Below are 20,582 nucleotides of genomic sequence, written 5' to 3'. Positions count from 1 at the left end.
GGCCAGGAACTGCGCCAGTGCCCAGCGCAGCTCCTTCATCGGTGCCTCGTGCACCACCGCGCCGCGGTCGGCGAGGGCCTCGGCGGCCCCGTCGATCGCCCGGCGGAGCACGGGCCGCAAGGGGCGCGTCGACGAGTGGGTCGAGACCACCACCGGCAGTCCCTCGACGGCGACCGCGGACGGGTCACCCAGTGGTTGCTCCTCGGTGTACGGGTCCCCGCCGTCCGGCCCGGCGATGATCCGCAGCACCGGCATCAGGTCCTCGGCCCGGCGGGCCAGCGGCGCGGGGGACAGGCGCCGCCGGAGTTCGCCGTCGGGCATCGGGAAGTGGCCGGTCAGGGGAACGAGACCAGGTGAGGGCAGGTGCCCGAACACGCCGTTGAAGAAGGCGGGGATGCGTACCGATCCACCCAAGTCGGACCCAAGCGCGACCGGCGCGCCGCCCGATCCGACGATCGCGCCGTCGCCTCCGGACGAGCCGCCGGCCGTCCGCTTCGGGTCGTAGGCGCACGAGACCCGTCCGTACAGCGGGTTGTTCGACTCGATCCAGATGAGGAAGCCGCAGGTGTTGCCGAGACCGAGCACGATCGCGCCGGCGTCGCGCAGCCGGGCGACCACCGGCGCGTCGGCCGTCTCGCGGAACTTGCGGCGGTGGGCGTAGCCGCCCGTGTGCGGCATGCCCTCGACGGCCAGCATCTCCTTGATCGTCACCGGCACGCCGTGCAGCGCCGGCAGGTCGGGATCACCCGCCCGCACCCGTGCGTCGGCGGCGGCCGCCTCGTCGCGGGCGAGGTCGAACCGGTCGACGGCGAGCGCGTTGAGGTCCCTGATCCGCTCGAGCACGGCGATGTGCGCCTCGACGACCTCGGTCGAGGTCGTCTCGCCGTTGCGGATCGCGGCAGCGAGCGCGATCGCCGAGAGGTGGGTCAGGTCCGTCGTGGTGGTCATGCGACGGGTCGCCGGGCGATGAGGACGAGATCCAGCGACTCGTCGACTGGGCGATCGGCCGCGTCCACGACGGCGAAATCCTCGGCCGTGACGGACGCGACGTCAGCCCGTAGTCCGTCGGGCCACTCGTAAGGCGGCGCGGCCAACTGGGCGTCGGCGAACGAGCCCCCATGCCGCGCGTCGAGGGCACGCAAGCGCGGACCCGCGTGCAAGCCGAGCACGTGCTCGACCTCGAACCCGCAGCGTCCGAGCAGGTCGGCCAGCTCGGCGGCGGTGAACTCGACCGTGTGGAAGGGGTTCACCGGTGCGTCCAGCCCGGGGGAGAAGGTGAGCCGATTCGGGGTGCTGACGCACAGCAGCGCGCCGGGGCGCAGCACCCGCAGGCACTCGCGGACGAACTCAGGGTGGTTCCACACATGCTCGATCACCTGCAGCGTGACCAGGACGTCGACCGACCCGCTCGGTGCCGGCAGCGCCGCGAGGTTGGCCCGCACGAAGTGCGCCTGCGGGTACTTCTCCGCGGCGTGGACCGCGGTCAGCGCGTCGTAGTCGACACCGACGACGTGCCGCGCGGTGGAGGCGAGCAACGCGGTTCCGTAGCCCTCGCCGCAGCCGACCTCGAGGACGCGCCGGCCGCTCACGAGTTGCGCCGCGAACCGGTACACGATCTCGTGCCGCCGAAACCAGTAGTTCTCCTCGGGGGTCCCCGGCACCGTGCGTTCGCCGGTGAGTGGCAGGCTGGCCGTGCTTACTGGCGTTTCGACGCGTAGACCCATTCGCAGGTGTGCCTTTCGGTTGCCTACAGCGCTCGGTGTCGTCGGTGTTGCTGCGTACCACGAGAACTTACGCAGCTGCCGAGGTGGCACGCGGAACTTAACACGAATTTGGCATCCGGCGGCTTTCGCATATGCTCCCGAACAGGGAACGGGGTGCAGCAAGATTCCCGCAGCGGTCCTCGGACTCTCCTTCGGCATCACGCTCGCGCTCGGCCTGGCGGCCGGCCCGGCCGACGCCGCGCAAGCGCCGGTGCAGCTGGGCACGCCGCAAGTTTCGCCGTTCTCGACGCCACCACCATGACCAACATCGGCCCGTCGATCATCAGTGGCGACCTGGGAGTCAGCCCCGGCAGCGCGGTGACCGGCTTTGCGCCCGGAAACGTCATCAACGGAACTCAGCACGTCACCGACGCCGTCGCGGCCAAGGCCCAACTCGGCGTGACCGCGGCGTACAAGGACGCCTTCTCCCGGTCACCCTTCACGTCGGTGCCCGTCGACCTGACCGGACTGTCGCTCGGTCCCGGTGTGTACCGCGGAGGGTCGCTGGGACTCAGCGGGACCGTGACGCTCGACGCGTATGGCAACCCGGACGCGGTGTTCGTGTTCCAGGCCGCCAGCACCCTTGTCACCTCCACCGCGAGCGTCGTCTCGCTGATAGGCGATGCCAGCGCGTGCAACGTGTACTGGCAGATCGGCAGTTCGGCAACACTGGGCACCGCTTCGACGTTCGTGGGCACCGTCATGGCGTTGACCTCGATCAGCGCCGGAACCAACGCCACTGTCCAGGGCCGACTGCTGGCCAGAAAGGGCGCGGTCACCCTGGACACCAACACCATCAGCGCACCCAACTGCACAAGCCGGTCGGAAGCCGAACCAGCAGTTCGGGCACCGGCGGGTCGAGCACGGCAGGATCCACCGCGGCCGGAAGCGGCACGTCGTCGGCGGGCGCCGGGACCAGCACCGGCGCGACCAGCCCTCCCTTGTCAGCCTTGTCCCCGGCGTGGTCGTCGGCTCGACCCCCGCGACCGGCAGCCCTTCGACCACCTCGTCACGGACCACTGCGAGCAGCAGCCCGCCGCCGAAAACCTCCACCGTAAGCACGACGGCTCCGCGGAGCCTCACAGCAGACCTCCCGCGCTCACGGGCAGCAATCTGCTGCCGACAACGGCAGCAGGTCTTGCGGCGCTCGCGCTCGGCGGCCTGCTGATGCGGCTCGGACGGCGCTCAACGCATGCCACGGCCCGGACGCGGGCGGGCCGCCGGCCGGAGCTTCAGCCGCGGTAGCGGCCGGGGCGGTTTCCGGGAACCGTAGCGCCACCCGACCCGGCGTCCCTGCGACCGAGCACCTGGTTCGGCCTCGCCCGACCGCTGTCTCGGGTTTAGGATCCGCACGTGCCCAGGTACATGATTGTGCGCAGCTTCGATTGCGTCGAAGCCGAGATGCCCACGGTCGGTCGGCGCTCGCGCGAGCTGATCGAGAACGAGTTCACCGAGGTCCAGTGGCAACACAGCCACGTCGTCGTCGACGACACCGGGAAGGTGCGAACCTTCTGCGTCTATGAAGCGCCCGACCCGGCGATGGTACTGGCGCACTCCGAACGACTGGGCATGCACAACATCGAGTCGATCGACGAGATCGCCGGCGACGTCACGCCCGCTGACTTCCCCGCAGTCTGACTTCCGGCGCATGCAGCGACGCCGCGCTCGCGATCGCGAGCTTGCGCTGCACCGATCTGCGTTGCTCGACATCATCGGCCGGGAGCAGCTGTAGCGCCTCGCGGTACAGATACGCGGCGTGGTCCTTCGCCCAGCCCCGCTCGGCCAGATCGGCGGCGCGCAGCAGGTGCTCGACCGCCCGGCCGTTCTCGCCGGCCGCCTTCCAATGACGGGCCATGGCGCCGATGGCGTCGCCCGATGCCCCGGTGGCGGTCGCGAAGAACTCGGCGACGACAGCGTGCCGCCGTGCGCGCTCGCTCCGCGAGAGCAGCTCGTAGGCAACCTCGCGGATGACCGCGTGGGTGAAGGCGAACTGCGGCTTGCCCTCGAGCATCGAGCCGGTCTCGCGCCGGATCAGGTCACGCCGCTCGAGACGGTCCAGCAGGCCGGCCAGGTCGCCGCGATCCGGGCTCAGATTGCGGAGGGCTTCGAGCCAGAAGACCTTGCCGACCACCGATGCGTCGAGCAGCAGCGCCCGCTCGTCCGACGGCAGCGCGTCGAGCCGCGCCGCGACGATCTCGCGAATGTTCGTGGGCAGCCGGCCCGGGGCGGTCTGGCCGATGCTCGCGGCGAGTTGTTCGATGAACAGCGGGTTGCCCTCGGCGATGCCGATGATCGCGTCCGCCTGTCCGGCATCGCCGAGCCGCCGTTCCGCGAGCAGGCGAGCGTCCGCCTCGTCCAATGGACCGAGCGTCAGCATCAGGTACTCGGGCAGCCCGGCCGCCCAGCCCGGCCGGACATCGAGCAGTTCGGGACGGGCGAGCGCCAGGATCAGCAGGGGTACCCGCCGCATGAGACCGGCGCAGGTCAGCACGAGGTCGAGCAGGTTCGCGTCGGCCCAGTGGATGTCCTCGTAGACCAGGACGGTCGGCTGCTGCCGAGCCGCGCCTTCGAAGAACTCACGGACCGAGTAGAAGAGCCCATTCCGGTCGGCGGCGGCGCTCTGAGCGCTGACGCCGACGACGGCGCCGAGGTCCTCGGCAACGGAGCCCGGTTCGGTCTCGGTGCCGGCGAGCAAGGCGGCGGCGCTGGCCCGCAGCTTCTCGGCGACCACCTCCCGCGCGTCGCTCTCGAAGATCCCGGCAAGGCGCATGATCTGGCCGGACAGCGCGCTGTACGTCCCGCTCTCGCGGTACGGCAGTGATCGGCCGCGGATGATCCTGGCTCCCGCATCGGCCGCCAACGCGCAGAACTGCGTCGCGAGGGTGGTCTTGCCCACGCCGGCGGGGCCGATGATCGAGACGAGCGTGGGCAGCCGCGCCGCCGCCGCCCGCTCCCACAGGGCCCCGAGGATCGCGAGTTCGAACCCCCGGCCGACGATGCCGTCGGTCTCGATGGGCCGCATGCCGACACCGGTGAACGCCTCGAGGGCGACCCACGCGGGGACAGGGTGCTCCTTCCCCTTCGCGACCACCGGGTCGGTCGGCTCGTAGCGAATCGCCGACTTCGTCGCCTCGTACGTCACCTCGCCGACGACCACGCCGTTGCACGGTGCCGCCGTCTGCAGTCGTGCGGCCGTGTTGACCACGTCGCCGGCGACCATGGACTCGCCGAACGCCGGCCGGGCACCGATGGACACGACCGCTTCACCGGTGTTCACCGCGATGCGCAGGTCGAGCCCGCCGTCACCGAGCTCGGAGGCGACGTCGCGAATGGCCAGCGCCGCCCGCACGGCGCGCTCGGCGTCGTCACCATGGGCCATCGGCGCCCCGAACACCGCCATCACGGCGTCACCGATGAACTTCTCGACCACGCCGCCGAAGGACTCGATCTCGCGTCGCACCCGGTCGTGGTACGGCGCGAGCAGCGCGCGTACGTCTTCAGGATCCAGACGCTCGGCCCGGCTGGTGAACTCGACGAGGTCCACGAAGATGATCGTGATTATCCGCCGCTCGTCGGCCGGCGCCGAGGAGCTCTCGAGCGCGCTGCCACAGCTCAGACAGAACCGAGCCACGCCTGGGTTCTGCTGGCCGCAGTTTCCGCAGCCGAGCTCGTGTGCCACTACATCCACCCCCCCTCGCCGCAACCGACCAGAGCCCCCGCGGGTCGGTCGATTGTCGCACCGGTCATCCGGTCGCGCTGCCAGGCTGGCCGGGGAACCGGGCGCGCCACGAACCCGTACGCGACCTCGCGGCGCCGGAATCAGAGTTCACCTCCGGGATGCCGGAATACGATGCCCCGGTGGGTCTCCCGGTCGGACAGTGTCACACCTGCCGGCACGGCAAGCTGAACGAGACCCGGCGAGGGACGACGTACTTGCGCTGCCTGCGCGCGAGCTGGGATGCGCGGCTGGTGAGGTACCCGCAGCTACCGGTCCGGGACTGCCCCGGCCACGAGCGTCGAGGGGAGTCGGGACGGTGATCCGGTGCGAATCGGTTTGCGGTTACTGACGGTGGGTGCGGCAGCTGTTCTCGTGGGCTGCAGTTCGACCACTGGGGGCCAGGGCAGCGCGTCGCCCCGCGCTTCGTCGTCGATCGCCGGCTCGCTCGGGCTCAGCTCGCGACCGGTCACGTCCGCCGCCGCGTCGTCCGCTCCCGCGCCGAGCGTTGCGCCCCGTACGCCGACGCCTACGGCTCGACTCAGCAGTCCCGTGACGACACCCGCCGGCTTCGTCGGAACGTGGACCGGGCACGGGCGCCAGCTGGTCGTGAGTCCGACCGGGCGAGTGACGATCAGCTTCCGCACCTACGTCGACTGCACCGCCACGGTGACCACCGGCTGCGACCAGATCACCGGGTCGGGCATTCACGACGGGGGCCACGTCACCGGTCACATCACAGCGGTGCTCAACCCGACCACGGTGATCGTCACCGTCACGTCGTCGACCGTGACCTCCGCGGTGCCGTTGGCGCCGATCCGTCTCGGTCATGACCTCACCCATCACGCGGTCGCCGCGTTCGCCGGCGCGTTCGCCGGAGTTCCGTTCTGCGGCCCCGGAGCGCCGTCGGGGTACTGCGGCGCCTGACCGGCCGGTCAGCGGCCCGGTCAGCCCCGGTAGCGACCCGGGCGTCCCCGCATCGCCGCGTAGCCGGACCACCCCGCGCGGTTCTGCACCACTGCGGGCATGGCGCCGAGGCCGCCACCGGCCGGCAGGTCGGCCGGGTCGTTGCCGACGCCCAGGAGGCTGCGAGTGAAGCTGCGGAAGGCGGCGGCGACTCGCGGGCCTGGGAGTCGGACGGCCCGCTCACGGCTCACCGATCGGCTTCGGCATGCCGGCACCCTAGCCCAGGGATCAGCCCGGCGGCGGGGCGCTGCGGACCCATGCGGCGGCCGCGTCGACCGGGGGAACCGCGCCGCGCACGACCAGCCCGGCGGTGAAGCGCCACCCGTCGCGCACCATCGTCAGCCGCAGCGAGCGGAACCCGTCGCCCGGGCGGTCGGTTGTCGTGACACCGCCGGTCGGTCGCGCCCTCGTTCGCTCGATGACCAGGTGCACCAACGCGTCCGGCCGGGCCCGTCCTTCGATGCTCTCCTGGACCGCGGAGCTCGCTGGGCCGGTGACGAAGCCGCCGGCCAGCGCTCGGAGCCCGGCGAAGCCCGCGGCCGCGCGGTCGAGATCGACGCCGGTCAGGGTGTGCGCCGTGCACCCGGCCCGGCAGGCCGCCGAAGCGAGCACGGCGCGCATATCGCCCGGCGGCACCTGCACGAGGTACTCGTCGTCGACCCGGCGCACCGTCACAGCAGCCGGCGTTTTCGGCACCGTCCCGGGTGACGTGACCGCAGTGCCGGCGCCGGCACGGCCGGCCGGATGCCCGCTTCGGCGCGCTTCGAGGACCACGACGCCGGCGACGAGGGACGCCGCCACGAACCCGGCCAGCCACGTCGTCGCGCCGGCGCGCCGCCCGGGGCCGAGGACCAGTACGTCCTCACGTGCCTCGTCGCTCACCTGCCCACGATGCGCCGCCCGGTCCAGGTCGGCAACGCTGGTCACATGCGGTTTGGATTCCCACGCACTTTGGTTAGGCTGCCCTAACAACCGAGGAAGGGTTCGACGTGGGACTGGGACACACACTGGTGCTCGGCTTCATCGCCGGCGTCACCATCGTGCTGGGAATGCCGGTCGGCCGGATGCGCCGTCCCGCGCCGACCCTGCGGATCATGCTCAACAGCGTCGCCGTCGGCGTCCTCATCTTCCTGGTTTGGGACGTGCTCTCGGCGGCGTGGGACCCCATCGACGAAGCCCTGACCCGTCATCACGAGGGTCACGGCGGTCTGGGCAGTGCCTTCGGCTACGGCGCCCTGTTCTTCACCGGGTTGGCGGTGGGGCTGCTGGCGCTCGTCGCCTGGGAGAAGTACCTCGGCCGCCGCGTGCGGGCCGCGACCACCGTCCGGGAATCATCGGTCGAAGTGACCTCGGTCGGCGCGCAGGGCGGCGCGACCCTGACCGAGACCCGGTCGGTCACCGTGTCCACCGTCATGTCCGACGCCCGCCGGTTGGCCCTGCTGATCGCCGTCGGCATCGGCCTGCACAACTTCGCCGAAGGCCTGGCCATCGGGCAGTCGGCCGCGCGCAGCGAGGTCGCGCTGGCGACAATGCTCGTCATCGGGTTCGCGTTGCACAACGCCACCGAGGGGTTCGGCATCGTCGCCCCACTGGCCGGTGACGTGGACGAGGCGGGGGTCGCCCGGCGCCCGTCGTGGGGCTACCTGCTCGGCCTCGCCGCGATCGGCGGCGGCCCCACGTTCGTGGGGACCTGGGTGGGTCACGGTTTCACCAGCACGGCCTTGAGCGTCATCTTCCTGACGCTCGCCGCGGGCTCGATCATCTACGTGGTGACGCAGCTGATCAGCGTCGCGGCGAAGGCCAAACGGTCCGACCTGCTGGCCTACGGGCTGCTGATCGGCATGATCGCCGGCTTCCTCACCGACGCGATCGTGACCTCGGCCGGAGTCTGAGCGCGGTCGCTGTTTCAGGGGTTCGACTCCGTGGCCGGCAGTGTCGCGGGCGCGCCGATCAGCCAGGCCAGCACCACCGCGGTCACTGACTGGGCGCACATCAGCCCGACCAGCACCACCAACTGGAAGCGAGCAGCCCCGACCGCGCTCGCCCCGCCGATCAGCGCCCCGACGAACGCGCCCGGGAGGGTGACCAGCCCGACCGTGCGCGTCTGGTCGAGACCGGGGACCAGCGCATCGAACACGGACTCGCGAGCCAGGTCGCGCACCGCCTCCCGCGGAGTGGCGCCGATCGCCAGCCACGCCTCGACCTCGTCCCGCCGCCGGTGCAGCGCATCGGCCAGGCGCCGCCCGGTGAGGGTCGCGGCCGTCATGCAGCCACCGATCACGATGCCGGACACCGCCACGAGGCTGCGGACGTCGCGGTGCAGCATCGGCAATCCCTCGATCAGGCCGACGGCCACCGCCGATCCGCAGAAGCAGGCCGTGACCGCCGACCGGTAGGCGTGGCGGTGCATGCGGATGCGGCGCGCCGACGTCCAGGTGGCGACTCCGAACATCACCGCGATCATCGCGATCACGGTGATCGGGGCGGCGAACACGCCGCGCAGAGCCGCCGCGACGACGGCCAGTTGGACGCCGGCGCGCAGGCCGGCCGTCACGACCGGGCGGCGCTGCTTGACCCCGGCAAGCGCGAGCACCGCGACCGCGATGCCGACCAGCAGGACCAGTCCGGCCGCCAGCCTGACGTCGGCAGTGGTCACGACAGCGCGCTCGGCAACATCGAGGCGAATCCTACGGTGAGGAGCGCCTCGTCCGTTCAGGTCACCTTGGCAATGACGTGCTCGGCGTAGCGGTTGAGATGGTCGATCTTCTTCTGGAGCGGCTCGGTGTCCGGACCGACGATGTAGGGCAGCCGGAACCCCACGATGACGTCGGTGACCCCGCGGTCCTCCAGCCGTTTGATCCCGTCGACGGTGTAGGCGTCGAGCGAGATGACGTGGATCTCGAACGGCCGGTCCTGCAGGCCTTCCTGGGCCCGGATGGCCGCGATCGTGGCCAGCAGTTCGTCGAGCTCTTCGGGCTGACCGCCGCCGTGCATCCAGCCGTCGCCGCGCACGACCGCGCGGCGCAGCGCCCGATCGGCGTGGCCGCCGACGAGCAGCGGGATCGGTTCGGTTGGCGTCGGGCTGATCTTGATCGCCGGGATGTCGTAGAACTCGCCGTGGAATTCGAAGTAGCCGCCCTGGGTGAGGCCGCGGACGATCTCCATGCACTCGTCCATCCGCTTGCCCCGCTTGGCGAAGGGCACGCCCATGATCTCGAAGTCCTCCGGCCATGGGCTGATGCCGACGCCGAGGGCGAGCCGGTTGTTCGTCAGCGCCGCCACGGATGCCGCCTGCTTCGCCACGAGTACCGGCGGGCGCACCGGCAGCTTGAGCACGAACGGCGTGAACCGCAGCGTCGTCGTCACCGCTCCCATCGCCGCGCACAGGACGAACGTCTCGATGAAGTCCTTGTCCTCGAGGAACGTCCGGCTGCCGTCGGCGGTATAGGGATAGGTGCTGTCGGACTCCTTCGGGTAGGCCAGGCTGTCGGCAACCGTGATGCTCGAGTAACCGGCCGCCTCGGCCGCCTGCGCCAACGGCAGGTAGTAGCTCGCATCGGTCATCGCTTCGGCATAGGTGAATCGCACGGCACACCGCTCCATTCCGGGCTTTGGCAAAGTAGAACGTGTTCTCTTTCCGTACGCAACACCTAGGCTGTCAGACCATGTGCCCGAGCTCGGACTCCCATCCCGAGCTGCCGCTCGACCCGGACGCCATTCCCACGCGGATCCTGCACGTGCAACCGGTGGCCGTTCTGCTCGTCGCAGCGGGCGGCTTCGCGGGGACGCTCGCCCGGTACGCCCTTTCCGAGTGGGCACCCACGCGGGGCCGCGCCTGGCCATGGGGCACGTTCCTGACCAATCTGATCGGCGCTTTCCTGCTCGGGATCCTGCTCGAGGCGCTGGCCCGGCGCGGGCCGGACGAGGGGTGGCGCCAGCGCATGCGGCTACTGGCCGGCACCGGTTTCTGCGGCGCGTTCACGACCTACAGCGCGCTTGCGGTGGAGACCGATCTTCTCGTCCGCGACTCGCGGGTGGCACTGGCCGCCGGTTACCTCGCCGCTACGGTGCTGCTCGGGCTGCTCGCCACCGTTCTCGGACTGCTCGCCGCCGGGCGGCCCCGCAGGGCAGCGAGCCCGCCGGCGTGACCGTGTTCTTCATGGCCCTGGCCGGGGCCGCCGGGGCGGTAGCCCGGTTCGTCATCGACGGGGTGATCCTGCGGCGCAGGGGCAGCGACTTCCCATGGGCCACGCTGCTGATCAACGCGACCGGATCGCTCTTGCTCGGCGTGGCGACCGGTCTGGTGCTCTTCCACGCCTGTCCCAGCGAGCTGCGCCTTGTCGTGGGCACCGGGTTCTGTGGCGGCTACACGACGTTCAGCACGGCGAGTTTCGAGATCGTGCGCCTCGTGCAGCGGGCATCGCCGTTGCGCGCGGTGGGCTACCTCACGGCCACCGTCGTCCTCACTGTCGGCGCCGGCGCGGTGGGACTCGTCGCCGTGCGGTGACGCTGGTCAGCCTGTCAGCCCGAACCGCGGTCGTTGATCGGCCGGCACGAGGTCGCGGTACTCGCCGTGTTTGGCGATGAAGTGGGTGACGAAGCGGCAGTAAGGCACGACCGCCCACCCACGGCGACGGGCGTCGTCGAGCGCCCCGCCGATGAGCCGCGACGCGAGGCCCTTCCCTTCGAACCGGTCGTCGATCTCGGTGTGCACGAAGTCGGCGCGGTCGCCGTCCAGCACGTACTGCGTGAACCCGGCGAGCTCGTCGCCGACGAGGATCTCGAAGCGGGACTCGTCGGCGTTGTCGCGGACGTGCACGTTCTCCTCGGTCATTCAGCCAGCGTACGAGCCGGTACCCCCGCGCGGCCGGGCGGTTCGTAGGCTGGCCGGATGCTGCTCGTGGCCCACCGCACCCCGCGGTCGAGAGCCGCCTGTGAGGTGCTCGCAGCGGCCGGCGCCCGCGTCTTCGAGGCCGACATCCAGGTCGATGACCAGCACCGGATCGTGGTCTCGCACTACCTGCCCATGGGTGACTGGCTGCAGCGGGACAACTGGCGGGTCCGGTGGCACACGTCGGCCGCCCACGATCCGACCCTGGACGATGTCGTGGCCCTCGTGCCATCGGGCTGCCGGGTCTCCCTCGACATTAAAGAGAGGACCGACGAGGGGCGTCGGCGGCTCATCGACGCCCTGATCGCCGGGTTCTCGGACCGCAGCCGGTTCGTCGTGTGCGGCGGACGGGAGCCCGATCTCGAGCGGCTGCGCGCCGCCGGTTTCCGCACCTGGCGCAGCGCCGGGCGCCCGGCCCAGCTGCGCGAGCTGCTGGCCCAGGGGCCGCTCCACGACGACGCTGTGAGCGTCCGGCATTCACTGCTGACCCCGGACGTCGTCGCTCGATTGCACCAACAGGTGGCCACCGTCGTGGCATGGACCGTGAACGACCTGCGACGCGCGCGCCGGGTCCGCGAATTCGGCGTCGACGGGATCACGACCGACCGCCCTGCCGTACTGCGAATGCTGGCGTCCGCAGGTACCTGAACGCTCACATATCCGCGACATTTGGCGCGCTTCTTGGCAGTTGGCCAAAAGATGCGGGGAATAATCTCCGTCCAGCGATATTGTGCCTACCGTGATGCTCTCGACCTACGTGCGCTCCGGACGGACCGGGGGCCTGCGAGCGGCTCTGGTAGCTGGCTACCGCCGCGCGCGGACCTGGAGCCGCGGTGCGGGTTGGTGGCGCGAGCTGGCCTTGATCGCCGTCCTCTACGTGGGATACGAATTCAGCCGCGGTTTCGGCGACATCGACGTGTCGTCCGCGCTGAAGAACGGCCGGGAGATCATGCACCTGGAGCGCGTGTGGCATCTCGCCCCGGAAAAGGTGCTCAACGGAGCCCTTGCCCACGCAACATTCTTCGCCGTGCTCGCGTCCTATTTCTATTCTCTGATGCATTACGTCGTCACGCCGGCAGTGCTGATCTGGATGTACCGCAAGCACCGCGCGCAGTACGGCCCGGCCCGCACCGCGCTCGCGATCAGCACCGCGCTCGGCCTGATCGGCTACATCTTCCTGCCCACCGCTCCGCCCCGGATGCTGTCCGACACCGGCCTGCACGACACGCTGGCCGATACCCAGAGTTGGGGCTGGTGGGGCGGCGAGGGCAGCGTCCCGCGTGGGCTCGGCGCGCTGACCAATCAGTTCGCGGCCATGCCGTCGCTGCACGTCGGCTGGGCGATCTGGTGCGGCGTGCTGATCGCGGTCTACGCCGAACGCCGGTGGGTCAAGATCATCGGAATCGCCTACCCGATCACCACGACGGTCGTCGTGATGGCCACCGGGAACCACTACCTCCTCGACGCCATCGCCGGAGCGATCACGATGGCAGCCGGTGCGCTGCTGGCCTCGGCCCTGCCGAAGCGCTCCCCGGCGGCCGAGACCCTCGGCGCCGGCGAGAACACCACGGCGTCGGACGACGTCTCCAGGACGGAGCACCCGGCCGATCTGCGCTCGTTCGCGAGCCATTCCATCCCGCTGGCCGGCGCCTCGAACGACCAGTTCTGCCGACCCGGCCGCTAGCGCGCTCTCAGACGAAGGCTTCGGCCCCCTGGTTCGCCAGCGCGTCCGCCTTCTCGTTTCCCGGGTCGCCGGCGTGGCCCTTGACCCATCGCCACTCGATCCGGTGCGCCGTGATCGCCTCGTCGAGCAGCCGCCAGAGATCGGCGTTCTTGACGGGCTGCTTGTCGGTCGTCAGCCAGTTGCGGATCTTCCAGTTGTGAATCCATTCGGTGATGCCCTTGCGGACGTACTGGCTGTCGGTGAACAACTCCACGTCGCACGGATACTTCAGCGCGGACAGGCCGTTGATCACCGCGGTGAGTTCCATCCGGTTGTTGGTCGTGAGCTCCTCGCCGCCGAACAGTTCCCTCTCGTGGCCGCCGCTGCGCAACCAGACGCCCCACCCGCCCGGACCGGGATTTCCCTTGCAGGCGCCGTCGGTGTAGATCACGACGCGGGGCCTGGACTCCGTCACGTCGCGATTATTGCCCGCAATCACCTCGACGGGGCGCAACCGCGCGTGGCGTGCCCCTGTAGCTTCTGGCCATGCCTTCGGTCCTGGTCACCGGTGCCGCGCGCGGCATCGGCCGCGTCACGTGTCTCCACCTCGCCGCCGCGGGCTGGGATGTCTACGCCGGCGTCCGGCGCGAGGCCGACGGCGACGCGCTGATCGCCGCGGCGCCCGAGCGAGTGCGCTCGGTCAGGCTCGACATCACCTCGGCCGCCGACCTCGCGGGCCTGTCGGACCTCCTCCCGGCATCCTTGGACGCCGTCGTGAACAACGCCGGCGTCGTCGTCGGCGGACCGATCGAGGGGCTGCCGCTCGACGAACTGCGCCGCCAGTTCGAGGTCAACGTGGTCGGCCAGGTCGCCGTGACCCAGACGGTTCTGCCGCGGCTGCGCCATTCGCGTGGTCGCGTCGTCCTCATCTCGTCGCTGAGCGGTCGCGTCTCGACCCCGATGACCGGTGCCTACAACGCCTCGAAGTTCGCGCTGGAGGGCATCGCCGACGCGCTGCGGATGGAACTGCGGCCGTGGGGTGTGCGGGTGTCGCTGATCGAGCCGGCGCAAACCGACACCGACCTGTGGCAAGAGGCCGAGGCGACGCTGGAGCACGCGGTCGCGACGCTCAGTCCGGAGCAACGCCGGCTGTACGCGAAGCACATCGCCGGCTTCCGTAAGTCGATCCCGCTGTCGCAGCGCATCGCGTCGTCGCCGGACGGCGTCGCCGCCGCAGTCGAAAGGGCCCTGACCGCCCGCCGTCCGCGAGCGCGCTACGTCGTCGGCGCGGCCCCGAAGGCCCAGGCAGCACTCAGCGCGGTCACGCCGACGCCCGTGCTCGACGCGGTGCTGCGCAAGGCCACCGGGGTGCCCCGCAGGCCCTGATACGGCTCGAGGTCGACGGTCAGGGGGCCACCGCCTGAACGTCGGCCTGCCATTGCAGCAACGCCAGCGAGGCGTCGTCGGTCAGCCGGCCCTCCTGGTGCACGAGCAGGGCGTGGACAACACGGCGCATCGTCTCGGCCGCCGGAAACCCGGCGGCCAAGTGGCGCACGATGAGGTCGGCGAGCCGGTCTTCGCCGAAGAACGATCCGTCGGAAGCTCGGGCCTCGGTGACTCCGTCGGTGTAGAGCAGCACGCAGTCACCGGGCTCGAGCTGCTCGGTGCCGACCGACAGCTCCCGCGCGTGGGCCGCATCCCTCGGCAGCGTCATGCCGAGCGGGGCGCGCGGCGAGGTGTCCAGCGCCTTGATCAGGCGGCCCTGCCGAATCAGCAGGGGCGGCGGATGGCCGGCGCTGACCCAGCTGAAAACGCCGGTGTCGGTGTCGAGCTCGGTGAACAGCGCGGTGGTGAAGCTGGAGCCCGAGAAGGCATCGAGCAGCGCCTCGTCGATCTGCTTGCAGGTCTCGGTCAGCGACAGGCCGGCCCGGCGGGCATTGCGGTACGCCGTCACTGCGAGCAGCACCATCTGGGCACTCCGCAACCCATGACCCATACCGTCGAAGACCGCAGCCTTGGCTGTGCCCGGATCGACGGCGTAGTCGAAGGTGTCACCCGAGACGTCGTACGCGGGTTCGAGCGCGGCGGCGATGGTGACCGCGCGCGAGGAGACGGTCAGAGGCGGCAGCAACGACCATTGCATCTCGGCCGCCAACCCCATGTGCCGTTGGCGGCGCAGCCGCACGACCGTGTCGCCGTAGAGGCTCTTGGTCATGATCAGCTCGCTGAGCAGCGACGCGAACCGGCAGAGCAGCGGAGCCGGCGGCTCGTTGACGATGATTTCCGGTGTCGCGCCCGGAACCGTCACGCCGAGCACGCCCAGGCGCTCGGTGCCGTCGAGCAGGGGGAGCCAGACGACCGGATCGAGCCCTTCCCGGGACTGCACCACCAGCTGCACGAGTTGAAACGCTCGCCCGGCGACCGTGCCGTCGATGTTGAGCGGCTCGAGCACCTCGTCGGCCGGGACGTCGGCGTGGCCGACGAACGGGACGAGGGTGAGCTGCTGCAGGTCGGCGAGAAAGATTCGCACGTCGCTGCCGCCGAACGCCGCGACATAGCGTTGGGCCATGGCCGGCAGCTCACTGGCCAGCGAGAGGTGCGACTCCGCCAGCATGGCGTGCAGAGCCCGCTCCGACGCGCTGGACCCGGCGCCAGGGTGCTGGTCGTCCACGTCCCCCACGCCCTCCACGTCCGCCACCACGGAACCGTACCTCCGGCACGCCGACGCGCTCGAACCGATCGCCAATCACCGTGCCGGATCAGCCGGGCGGCTCGTCAGCGAGCAGGTTGCGGATCAGATGCATCGCCACGACGACCGCGCGGGCCCGGACGTCCGCGCGAGCGCCCGGGAGCTGGATGCGCCGGGCGATCGACCTGTCGGGACCGGTGACGCAGATGTGAACGAGCCCGACCGGCTTCTCGGCCGAACCGCCGTCGGGGCCGGCGACGCCGGTGATCCCGACCCCGATGTCGGCGCCGAGCCGAGCGCGGATCCCGGCGGCCATCGCTTCAGCAACCTCGGCGCTGACGGCGCCCACCTGATCCAGCAGCGCCTCGGGCACATCGAGCAGCCCCTGCTTGATCGAGTTCGCGTAGGCCGTCACTCCGCCGAGCACGTACGCCGATGCACCCGGACGATCGGTGAGGCGCGCGGCAAGCAGGCCGCCGGTGCACGACTCGGCCGTGGCGATGGTCTGCCCGGTCGAGCGCAGGGCGTCGGCGACGATGTCGTCGACCGTTCGGCCGTCCGCCGAGAACAGCGTCTGTCCGTAGACCTCCTCGACGATTTGGCTGAGGGCGTCGTAGGCCGGCTGTGCGCCGGGCGCGAACCGGGTGACGATCTCGAGCTCGCCGTCGCGCAGGCACGTGGTGATCTCGAGGCCGCCGAGCACGTCGTCGTGGTCGCGCAGCGTGGCGGCGAGTTCGGACTCCGGCGTCCCCCAGAGGCGGATGGTCCGTTGGCGCAGCTCCGTCCGCCCGCGCAGCGCCGCACCGACGAGCGGGGCCTCGACCACGGCCGGCCACATTCCCTGCAACTCGCGGGGCGGCCCGGGAAGCACGACCACCGGTGGACCGGTCGTGCCGTTGGCCGGTGGGACGACCAACCCCGGAGCGGTGCCCACCGGCGCGATGACCGTGGCGCCGTCGGGCACGAGGGCCTGCTTGCGGGTCCCGGCCGCGGTCGCCGCCGGATCGAGGTGCCATCCCCGCCCCGCGGACAGCCGTTCGATGATCGATGCGATGTGCGCCTCGAGATCGGGATCCAGGCGACTGGGCCGGCCTTGGAACCGGGCGACGACGTCGGCGGTGAGATCGTCCGCGGTCGGTCCCAATCCGCCAGAGGTGATGACGAGGTCGAGACCTAGACCGGTGAGGAAGCCCAGCGCCGCGGTGAGGTCGTCGGGCCGGTCGCCGACCACGACCACATGGGCCACGTCCACGCCGATGCGGCGCAGCTCCTCGGCCAGCCACGGACTGTTGCGGTCGGCGACCCGCCCGGTGAGCACCTCGGTCCCCGTGACGACGATCCCCGCGCGGCTGCCCATCCGCTGAATCCTAGGCAGCCGGACGTCCGGCCCCGAGCCGGGAACGTCTCAGGACGTCTCGTCCGGCTCCGGAGTCGCGAGTCCCAATGTCTCGGCCAGGCCGGCGATGCTGATGATGCGGGCGGGCCCGGACGGCACATTGAGCAGCTCGAACTCGACGCCACTCGAGCGCGCCCGCGTGCGCAGCTCGACCAGTACGCCGAGGCCGCTGGAATCGAGGAACGTCAGGCCGCCCAGATCGATGGTCAGTGCGGCACAGCCCGCCGTGATCCGCCCTTCGGCCTCCTCCCGCAGGCGCGGGACAGCCGCGATGTCGAGTTCACCGGACAGCGCGAGAACGGGGCGACCGTTGTCGCCCTGAGCGCTGAGGGAGAGTGACGTCACGCGGATACTGTTCCACAAACCGCGCAGCTGCGGGCAAAGGACTACCGCCGGCTCGGTGGCGCGGGCCGGCCGGGTCACGCGCCGCGGACCACCAGGGCGGTTACGTCGTCGTCGCCGTCGGGGCCGTGCACCTGGGTGACCAGCGTCTTGAGGCCGGCCCGCAGTTCCGACCCGGCCAGCACGGCCGCGTCGGCCTCGAGACGGCGCAGGCCGACGTCGATGTGTTCGGCCCGTCGCTCCACGAGTCCGTCGGTGAACAGCAGCAGCGTGTCGGTCGGCGCGAACGGGAAGCTCGCGGCGACATGGGTGTCGGGATCGGTGCCGAGGGGCCGGCGCGGGGCGGTGTGGGCGGCGGCGACCGCGCCGGTCCGGGAGATGATCAACGGCGGGTAGTGGCCGGCGTTGACGAGATCGACGCGCGCGGCCTCGGGATCGATCACGGCGTAGACGAGCGTCACCAGCTGCGAGATGGACAGCATGCCGAACATCTGCTCGAGGTGGTCCAGGACGGCGGCCGGCTCGGCGTCGACGCTGAGGAAGGCGCGGATCGACGCCCGAACGTGCGCCATGGCCGCGGCGGCGGCCACGCCGTGGCCCATCACGTCGCCGATGAAGACGGCCAAGCGGCCGTCGGGCAACGCGACCGCGTCGTAGAAGTCGCCGCCGACCTCGGCGTTCCCGCCCGGTTCGTAGTGCGCGGCCACTTGCCACCCGGGAATGGTGTCCAGGTCGTCGGGCAGTACGGCCCTCTGCAGCTGCAAGGCGACATCGCGCGTCTGGCTGTGTAGCTGGGCGTTGTCGATGGCCGCCGCCGCCCGCCGGCCCAGGTCCTCGGCCACCAGCAGGTCGGCCGGCCCGTACCGGCGGCGCGTCTCGGACCGGATCATGGTTATCGCCCCGAGCACGCGGCCGCGAACGGTCAGCGGCACCACCATCGCACTGCGCAGATTCAGCTCGCGGCTGAGCCGCAGGTGTTCCTCGTCCCGCGCGCCCGCCACGAGCGTCTCGTCGGAGATCTCGGCGTATAGCTCGCTCACGCCGGTTCGCACCACGTTCGGCGCGCCCGCGGGCGCGTCCGGGTCCGGCGGGTACCGGCGCTGCAACTCCCATGCCCACGCGACCTTCTCGGGATCGGCGTGCGCGACCGCCAGCGTCGTCAGGGTCCCGTTGTCGACGATGTCGACGGCGCACCAGTCGGCCAGGCCGGGGGCGATGAGGGAGGCCACGTTGCTGAGCGTCCGGCGGTAGTCGAGGCTGCTGGCGAGCTCGGCCGACGCGTCGGCGAGGTAGGCCAACTGGTCGGCCCGCTCGGCCGCCTCGGCCGAAGCGATCACCCGCTTGATCGCCTGGCCGCAGGCCTCGGCGAACGTCGTGAGCAGGTCCAGCTCCGCCGGTCCGGGTAGCCACTCGTCCTCGAAGGTGAGCCCGACGACGCCCACCGGCGAGGAGCCGGCACCGAGCGGCAGGGCCAGGATCGAGCGACCGGCCGGCATCTGCCCGCTCAGTGACGGCCAGCGCGCTTGGATCTGGTCGGCCCGCGCCATCATCACCGGCCGGGAGAGCCGCACCGCCTCACTGGCCGGATTGTCGTGATCGATCGGGAAGGAGCGCCATTCCTGTTCGACGCCTCGCCGCAGTCCCGATCCGCCGGCCATCCGCAGGTTGTCGCCCTTGCGGATCATCAGGGTGCTGACCGCCGCCCGGATCGCCTCCGCGAGGTGATCCACCGCCGCCGCGACGATGCTGTCTATCGATTCGGCGGCGCCGAGCTCGGTCGTGACCCGGGCCAGCTGCCGCAGGCGGAGCGCATCCTCGCCCTCAGGCGCGGAGAAACCCGCCCGATCACCGGATCTCTGCCCTGGCCCGGTCACAGCGTCATGGTGTCAGCCGCTGCCGCGTCTGTCAGCGCCGCCGTCGGACTTTGTTGCGGTTCGCGGGTGCTATCGACTCGGCGGACCGGTACCGGCATAGTCCTACCGTGCAGACGGTGGGCCTGAACTGGCAGCACTCCTTCGAGGTCGCTGCCGTGCTCACCGCCGCGGGCGGGGGTTTGGCGCTGACGCGCACCCGCGTGCTGCGCACCGTCGGTGCGTTCGCGCGGGAAACCGCGGTCGTCGGGGCCCTTTACGGGCTGTGGCAGCTGGCCGGTGACATCTCCGTGACCGGGACGGGCGGCGCCTACCGGCGGGCCCACGACATTCAGAGCTTCGAGCGCTGGCTGCCATTGCCCTCCGAACGCACCATGCAGCATCTGATCCTCGGCCATCGGCAGGTTGTCGAGGTGGCGAATCTCTACTACGCGGCCATGCACATGACGACGATGCTGCTGTTCCTGATCTGGCTGTTCGTCCGGCACCGCGACCGCATCCGGCCGGTGCGGCAGGTGATGGCCTGGACGACGCTCGGCTGCCTGCTGGTGCAGCTCGTACCGGTTGCGCCGCCGCGGATGTTGCCCGGCATCGTCGACACCGGGTTGAAGTACGGGCAGTCGGTGTACAGCAACGGCCTGCCCATCGACCAGCTGTCGGCCATGCCGTCGGTCCATGTGGCATGGGCGGTCACGGTCGGTTACTACGCGTGGCGGGTGAGCACGAGCCGGTGGCGATACCTCGGCCCGGCGCACGCGGTGGTGACGATTCTCGTCGTGGTCGTCACCGGCAACCATTGGTGGCTGGACGGCATCGTGGCGATCGCGATCCTGGCCATCTGCGCGTGGAGCGTCCACGGCATGCGCGCCGGTTGGCGACGTGTCCTCAGCCGGGTGCGGGCCGACAGCTCCGGTCCGACCCGGCCGTCGGAGCCCGAACCGGTTCCGGTGGGCTGACCCTCAGGCCGCGTCCTCCGGCGGCTCGACGGCGCGTTTCGGCCTCGCCTTCGGGCTGGGCCTCGCGTCCGGATCGCCCGTCGGCTCGTTGGTGAGGAACCGGACGTCTTGGCCGCTGAAGTTGAGCAGCAGGCAGCCGGGCTCGGTCGTGACGTCGGTGAACGACAGGCCCAGCGGAAGGTTGACCGGCAACTCGAGATCGGGCAGCTGCAGGGGAAACGTGCCGAGCAGCGGGAGCCCTTCCAGTCGGACCGGGGACACGATGAACCGGTTCTTGGCGATCCGGATCCGGGTGGACGCCGTGATCGGAATCCGCCGACCCAGGGCTTC

At 70.8% G+C, this 20,582-nt stretch carries 24 protein-coding genes; 10 read left to right on the top strand and 14 right to left on the bottom strand.

Translation table 11 applies throughout. From position 1 onward, the window contains the following. Nucleotides 1-948, bottom strand: a 948-nt coding sequence (locus ABR571_RS01870) for an amidase (protein ID WP_409451483.1), incomplete at its 3' end; no start/stop codon positions are given. Beyond that, nucleotides 945-1,724 (bottom strand): class I SAM-dependent methyltransferase, encoded by a 780-nt coding sequence (locus ABR571_RS01865; protein WP_409451482.1) that lies wholly within the window; start codon nucleotides 1,722-1,724, stop codon nucleotides 945-947. The genes ABR571_RS01865 and ABR571_RS01870, both read right to left, overlap by 4 nt. 297 nt (nucleotides 1,725-2,021) lie before the next feature. On the opposite strand from ABR571_RS01865, the gene ABR571_RS01860 reads away from it, so the two are divergent. Further along, nucleotides 2,022-3,008, top strand: a complete 987-nt coding sequence (locus tag ABR571_RS01860) for an ice-binding family protein (RefSeq protein ID WP_409451481.1) — start codon at nucleotides 2,022-2,024, stop codon at nucleotides 3,006-3,008. Between the two features lie 108 nt (nucleotides 3,009-3,116). Continuing rightward, nucleotides 3,117-3,401, top strand: coding sequence for a nickel-binding protein (locus ABR571_RS01855; RefSeq protein ID WP_409451480.1), 285 nt, complete (start codon nucleotides 3,117-3,119; stop codon nucleotides 3,399-3,401). On the opposite strand, the gene ABR571_RS01850 is transcribed toward ABR571_RS01855, so the two are convergent. Further along, nucleotides 3,373-5,394 carry an ATP-binding protein gene (locus ABR571_RS01850; protein ID WP_409451479.1) on the bottom strand — a complete coding sequence of 674 codons (2,022 nt, stop codon included), beginning with the start codon at nucleotides 5,392-5,394 and terminating at the stop codon, nucleotides 3,373-3,375. The genes ABR571_RS01855 and ABR571_RS01850 overlap by 29 nt on opposite strands. Before the next feature lie 636 nt (nucleotides 5,395-6,030). Between ABR571_RS01850 and ABR571_RS01845 the strand changes: the two genes are divergently transcribed. After that, the gene (locus ABR571_RS01845) at nucleotides 6,031-6,405 is read left to right on the top strand and encodes a hypothetical protein (protein WP_409451478.1); all 375 of its coding nucleotides are present in this window, start codon (nucleotides 6,031-6,033) and stop codon (nucleotides 6,403-6,405) included. Nucleotides 6,406-6,425: 20 nt separating this feature from the next. Here the strand turns inward: ABR571_RS01845 and ABR571_RS01840 are convergent, their stop codons facing one another. Together ABR571_RS01840 and ABR571_RS01835 are read right to left on the bottom strand one after the other, a co-directional pair. Further along, nucleotides 6,426-6,635 carry a hypothetical protein gene (locus ABR571_RS01840; protein ID WP_409451477.1) on the bottom strand — a complete coding sequence of 70 codons (210 nt, stop codon included), beginning with the start codon at nucleotides 6,633-6,635 and terminating at the stop codon, nucleotides 6,426-6,428. A 37-nt stretch (nucleotides 6,636-6,672) separates the two neighbouring features. Then, the gene (locus ABR571_RS01835) at nucleotides 6,673-7,326 is read right to left on the bottom strand and encodes a hypothetical protein (RefSeq protein ID WP_409451476.1); all 654 of its coding nucleotides are present in this window, start codon (nucleotides 7,324-7,326) and stop codon (nucleotides 6,673-6,675) included. Nucleotides 7,327-7,433: 107 nt separating this feature from the next. Here ABR571_RS01835 and ABR571_RS01830 point away from each other — a divergent pair, with 107 nt between their 5' ends. Beyond that, complete coding sequence (locus ABR571_RS01830; RefSeq protein ID WP_409451475.1) at nucleotides 7,434-8,336, top strand: ZIP family metal transporter; 903 nt, start codon at nucleotides 7,434-7,436, stop codon at nucleotides 8,334-8,336. A gap of 14 nt (nucleotides 8,337-8,350) precedes the next feature. On the opposite strand, the gene ABR571_RS01825 is transcribed toward ABR571_RS01830, so the two are convergent. Beyond that, nucleotides 8,351-9,100 carry an ABC transporter permease gene (locus ABR571_RS01825; RefSeq protein WP_409451474.1) on the bottom strand — a complete coding sequence of 250 codons (750 nt, stop codon included), beginning with the start codon at nucleotides 9,098-9,100 and terminating at the stop codon, nucleotides 8,351-8,353. A gap of 56 nt (nucleotides 9,101-9,156) precedes the next feature. Further along, nucleotides 9,157-10,032, bottom strand: a complete 876-nt coding sequence (locus tag ABR571_RS01820) for a TIGR03619 family F420-dependent LLM class oxidoreductase (protein WP_409451473.1) — start codon at nucleotides 10,030-10,032, stop codon at nucleotides 9,157-9,159. Nucleotides 10,033-10,109: 77 nt separating this feature from the next. Between ABR571_RS01820 and ABR571_RS01815 the strand changes: the two genes are divergently transcribed. Then, complete coding sequence (locus ABR571_RS01815) at nucleotides 10,110-10,592, top strand: fluoride efflux transporter FluC (RefSeq protein ID WP_409451472.1); 483 nt, start codon at nucleotides 10,110-10,112, stop codon at nucleotides 10,590-10,592. Next, a complete protein-coding gene (locus ABR571_RS01810) occupies nucleotides 10,589-10,951 on the top strand; it encodes a fluoride efflux transporter FluC (RefSeq protein WP_409451471.1) in 363 nt (120 codons plus the stop codon). Before ABR571_RS01815 ends, ABR571_RS01810 begins: the two co-directional genes overlap by 4 nt. Nucleotides 10,952-10,957: 6 nt before the next feature. Here ABR571_RS01810 and ABR571_RS01805 read toward each other — a convergent pair whose 3' ends face one another. Continuing rightward, a complete protein-coding gene (locus tag ABR571_RS01805) occupies nucleotides 10,958-11,278 on the bottom strand; it encodes a GNAT family N-acetyltransferase (protein ID WP_409451470.1) in 321 nt (106 codons plus the stop codon). 57 nt (nucleotides 11,279-11,335) lie between these two features. On the opposite strand from ABR571_RS01805, the gene ABR571_RS01800 reads away from it, so the two are divergent. Both ABR571_RS01800 and ABR571_RS01795 read left to right on the top strand, forming a co-directional pair. Further along, a complete protein-coding gene (locus ABR571_RS01800) occupies nucleotides 11,336-11,983 on the top strand; it encodes a glycerophosphodiester phosphodiesterase (protein ID WP_409451469.1) in 648 nt (215 codons plus the stop codon). Nucleotides 11,984-12,077: 94 nt separating this feature from the next. Next, nucleotides 12,078-13,019 (top strand): phosphatase PAP2 family protein, encoded by a 942-nt coding sequence (locus ABR571_RS01795; protein ID WP_409451484.1) that lies wholly within the window; start codon nucleotides 12,078-12,080, stop codon nucleotides 13,017-13,019. Nucleotides 13,020-13,026: 7 nt separating this feature from the next. Here ABR571_RS01795 and rnhA read toward each other — a convergent pair whose 3' ends face one another. Further along, nucleotides 13,027-13,473, bottom strand: a complete 447-nt coding sequence (gene rnhA, locus ABR571_RS01790; protein ID WP_409451468.1) for a ribonuclease HI — start codon at nucleotides 13,471-13,473, stop codon at nucleotides 13,027-13,029. 71 nt (nucleotides 13,474-13,544) lie between these two features. Here rnhA and ABR571_RS01785 point away from each other — a divergent pair, with 71 nt between their 5' ends. Beyond that, nucleotides 13,545-14,384 (top strand): SDR family NAD(P)-dependent oxidoreductase, encoded by an 840-nt coding sequence (locus ABR571_RS01785; protein ID WP_409451467.1) that lies wholly within the window; start codon nucleotides 13,545-13,547, stop codon nucleotides 14,382-14,384. A gap of 19 nt (nucleotides 14,385-14,403) precedes the next feature. Here ABR571_RS01785 and ABR571_RS01780 read toward each other — a convergent pair whose 3' ends face one another. The 4 genes from ABR571_RS01780 to ABR571_RS01765 all read right to left on the bottom strand — a co-directional run bounded on the left by ABR571_RS01780 (nucleotide 14,404) and on the right by ABR571_RS01765 (nucleotide 19,299). Further along, nucleotides 14,404-15,696, bottom strand: a complete 1,293-nt coding sequence (locus ABR571_RS01780; RefSeq protein ID WP_409451466.1) for a PP2C family protein-serine/threonine phosphatase — start codon at nucleotides 15,694-15,696, stop codon at nucleotides 14,404-14,406. Between the two features lie 61 nt (nucleotides 15,697-15,757). Beyond that, a complete protein-coding gene (locus tag ABR571_RS01775) occupies nucleotides 15,758-17,044 on the bottom strand; it encodes a competence/damage-inducible protein A (protein ID WP_409451465.1) in 1,287 nt (428 codons plus the stop codon). Nucleotides 17,045-17,092: 48 nt separating this feature from the next. Further along, the gene (locus ABR571_RS01770) at nucleotides 17,093-17,428 is read right to left on the bottom strand and encodes an STAS domain-containing protein (protein ID WP_409451464.1); all 336 of its coding nucleotides are present in this window, start codon (nucleotides 17,426-17,428) and stop codon (nucleotides 17,093-17,095) included. A gap of 74 nt (nucleotides 17,429-17,502) precedes the next feature. Continuing rightward, complete coding sequence (locus tag ABR571_RS01765) at nucleotides 17,503-19,299, bottom strand: GAF domain-containing SpoIIE family protein phosphatase (RefSeq protein ID WP_409451463.1); 1,797 nt, start codon at nucleotides 19,297-19,299, stop codon at nucleotides 17,503-17,505. A 107-nt stretch (nucleotides 19,300-19,406) separates the two neighbouring features. Between ABR571_RS01765 and ABR571_RS01760 the strand changes: the two genes are divergently transcribed. Then, nucleotides 19,407-20,252: a phosphatase PAP2 family protein gene (locus ABR571_RS01760; protein ID WP_409451462.1), complete on the top strand. Its 846-nt coding sequence runs from the start codon at nucleotides 19,407-19,409 to the stop codon at nucleotides 20,250-20,252. Nucleotides 20,253-20,255: 3 nt separating this feature from the next. Here the strand turns inward: ABR571_RS01760 and ABR571_RS01755 are convergent. Then, the coding region (locus tag ABR571_RS01755; protein WP_409451461.1) for a hypothetical protein at nucleotides 20,256-20,582 on the bottom strand (327 nt) is incomplete at its 5' end.

The sequence above is a fragment of the Jatrophihabitans sp. genome (assembly GCF_046262535.1).
Lineage (GTDB): Bacteria > Actinomycetota > Actinomycetes > Mycobacteriales > Jatrophihabitantaceae > Jatrophihabitans.
The sequence above is the reverse complement of the archived record's forward strand: the minus strand, read 5'-3'. Positions and strand labels throughout refer to the sequence as shown.

Excerpts from the sequence above, each read along its gene's own strand:
- ABR571_RS01865 (WP_409451482.1), bottom strand. The coding sequence starts at position 1,724 with ATGGGTCTACGCGTCGAAACGCCAGTAAGCACGGCCAGCCTGCCACTC.
- ABR571_RS01860 (WP_409451481.1), top strand. The coding sequence starts at position 2,022 with ATGACCAACATCGGCCCGTCGATCATCAGTGGCGACCTGGGAGTCAGC.
- ABR571_RS01815 (WP_409451472.1), top strand. The coding sequence starts at position 10,110 with ATGTGCCCGAGCTCGGACTCCCATCCCGAGCTGCCGCTCGACCCGGAC.
- ABR571_RS01805 (WP_409451470.1), bottom strand. The coding sequence starts at position 11,278 with ATGACCGAGGAGAACGTGCACGTCCGCGACAACGCCGACGAGTCCCGC.
- ABR571_RS01800 (WP_409451469.1), top strand. The coding sequence starts at position 11,336 with ATGCTGCTCGTGGCCCACCGCACCCCGCGGTCGAGAGCCGCCTGTGAG.
- ABR571_RS01795 (WP_409451484.1), top strand. The coding sequence starts at position 12,078 with ATGCTCTCGACCTACGTGCGCTCCGGACGGACCGGGGGCCTGCGAGCG.
- ABR571_RS01785 (WP_409451467.1), top strand. The coding sequence starts at position 13,545 with ATGCCTTCGGTCCTGGTCACCGGTGCCGCGCGCGGCATCGGCCGCGTC.
- ABR571_RS01775 (WP_409451465.1), bottom strand. The coding sequence starts at position 17,044 with ATGGGCAGCCGCGCGGGGATCGTCGTCACGGGGACCGAGGTGCTCACC.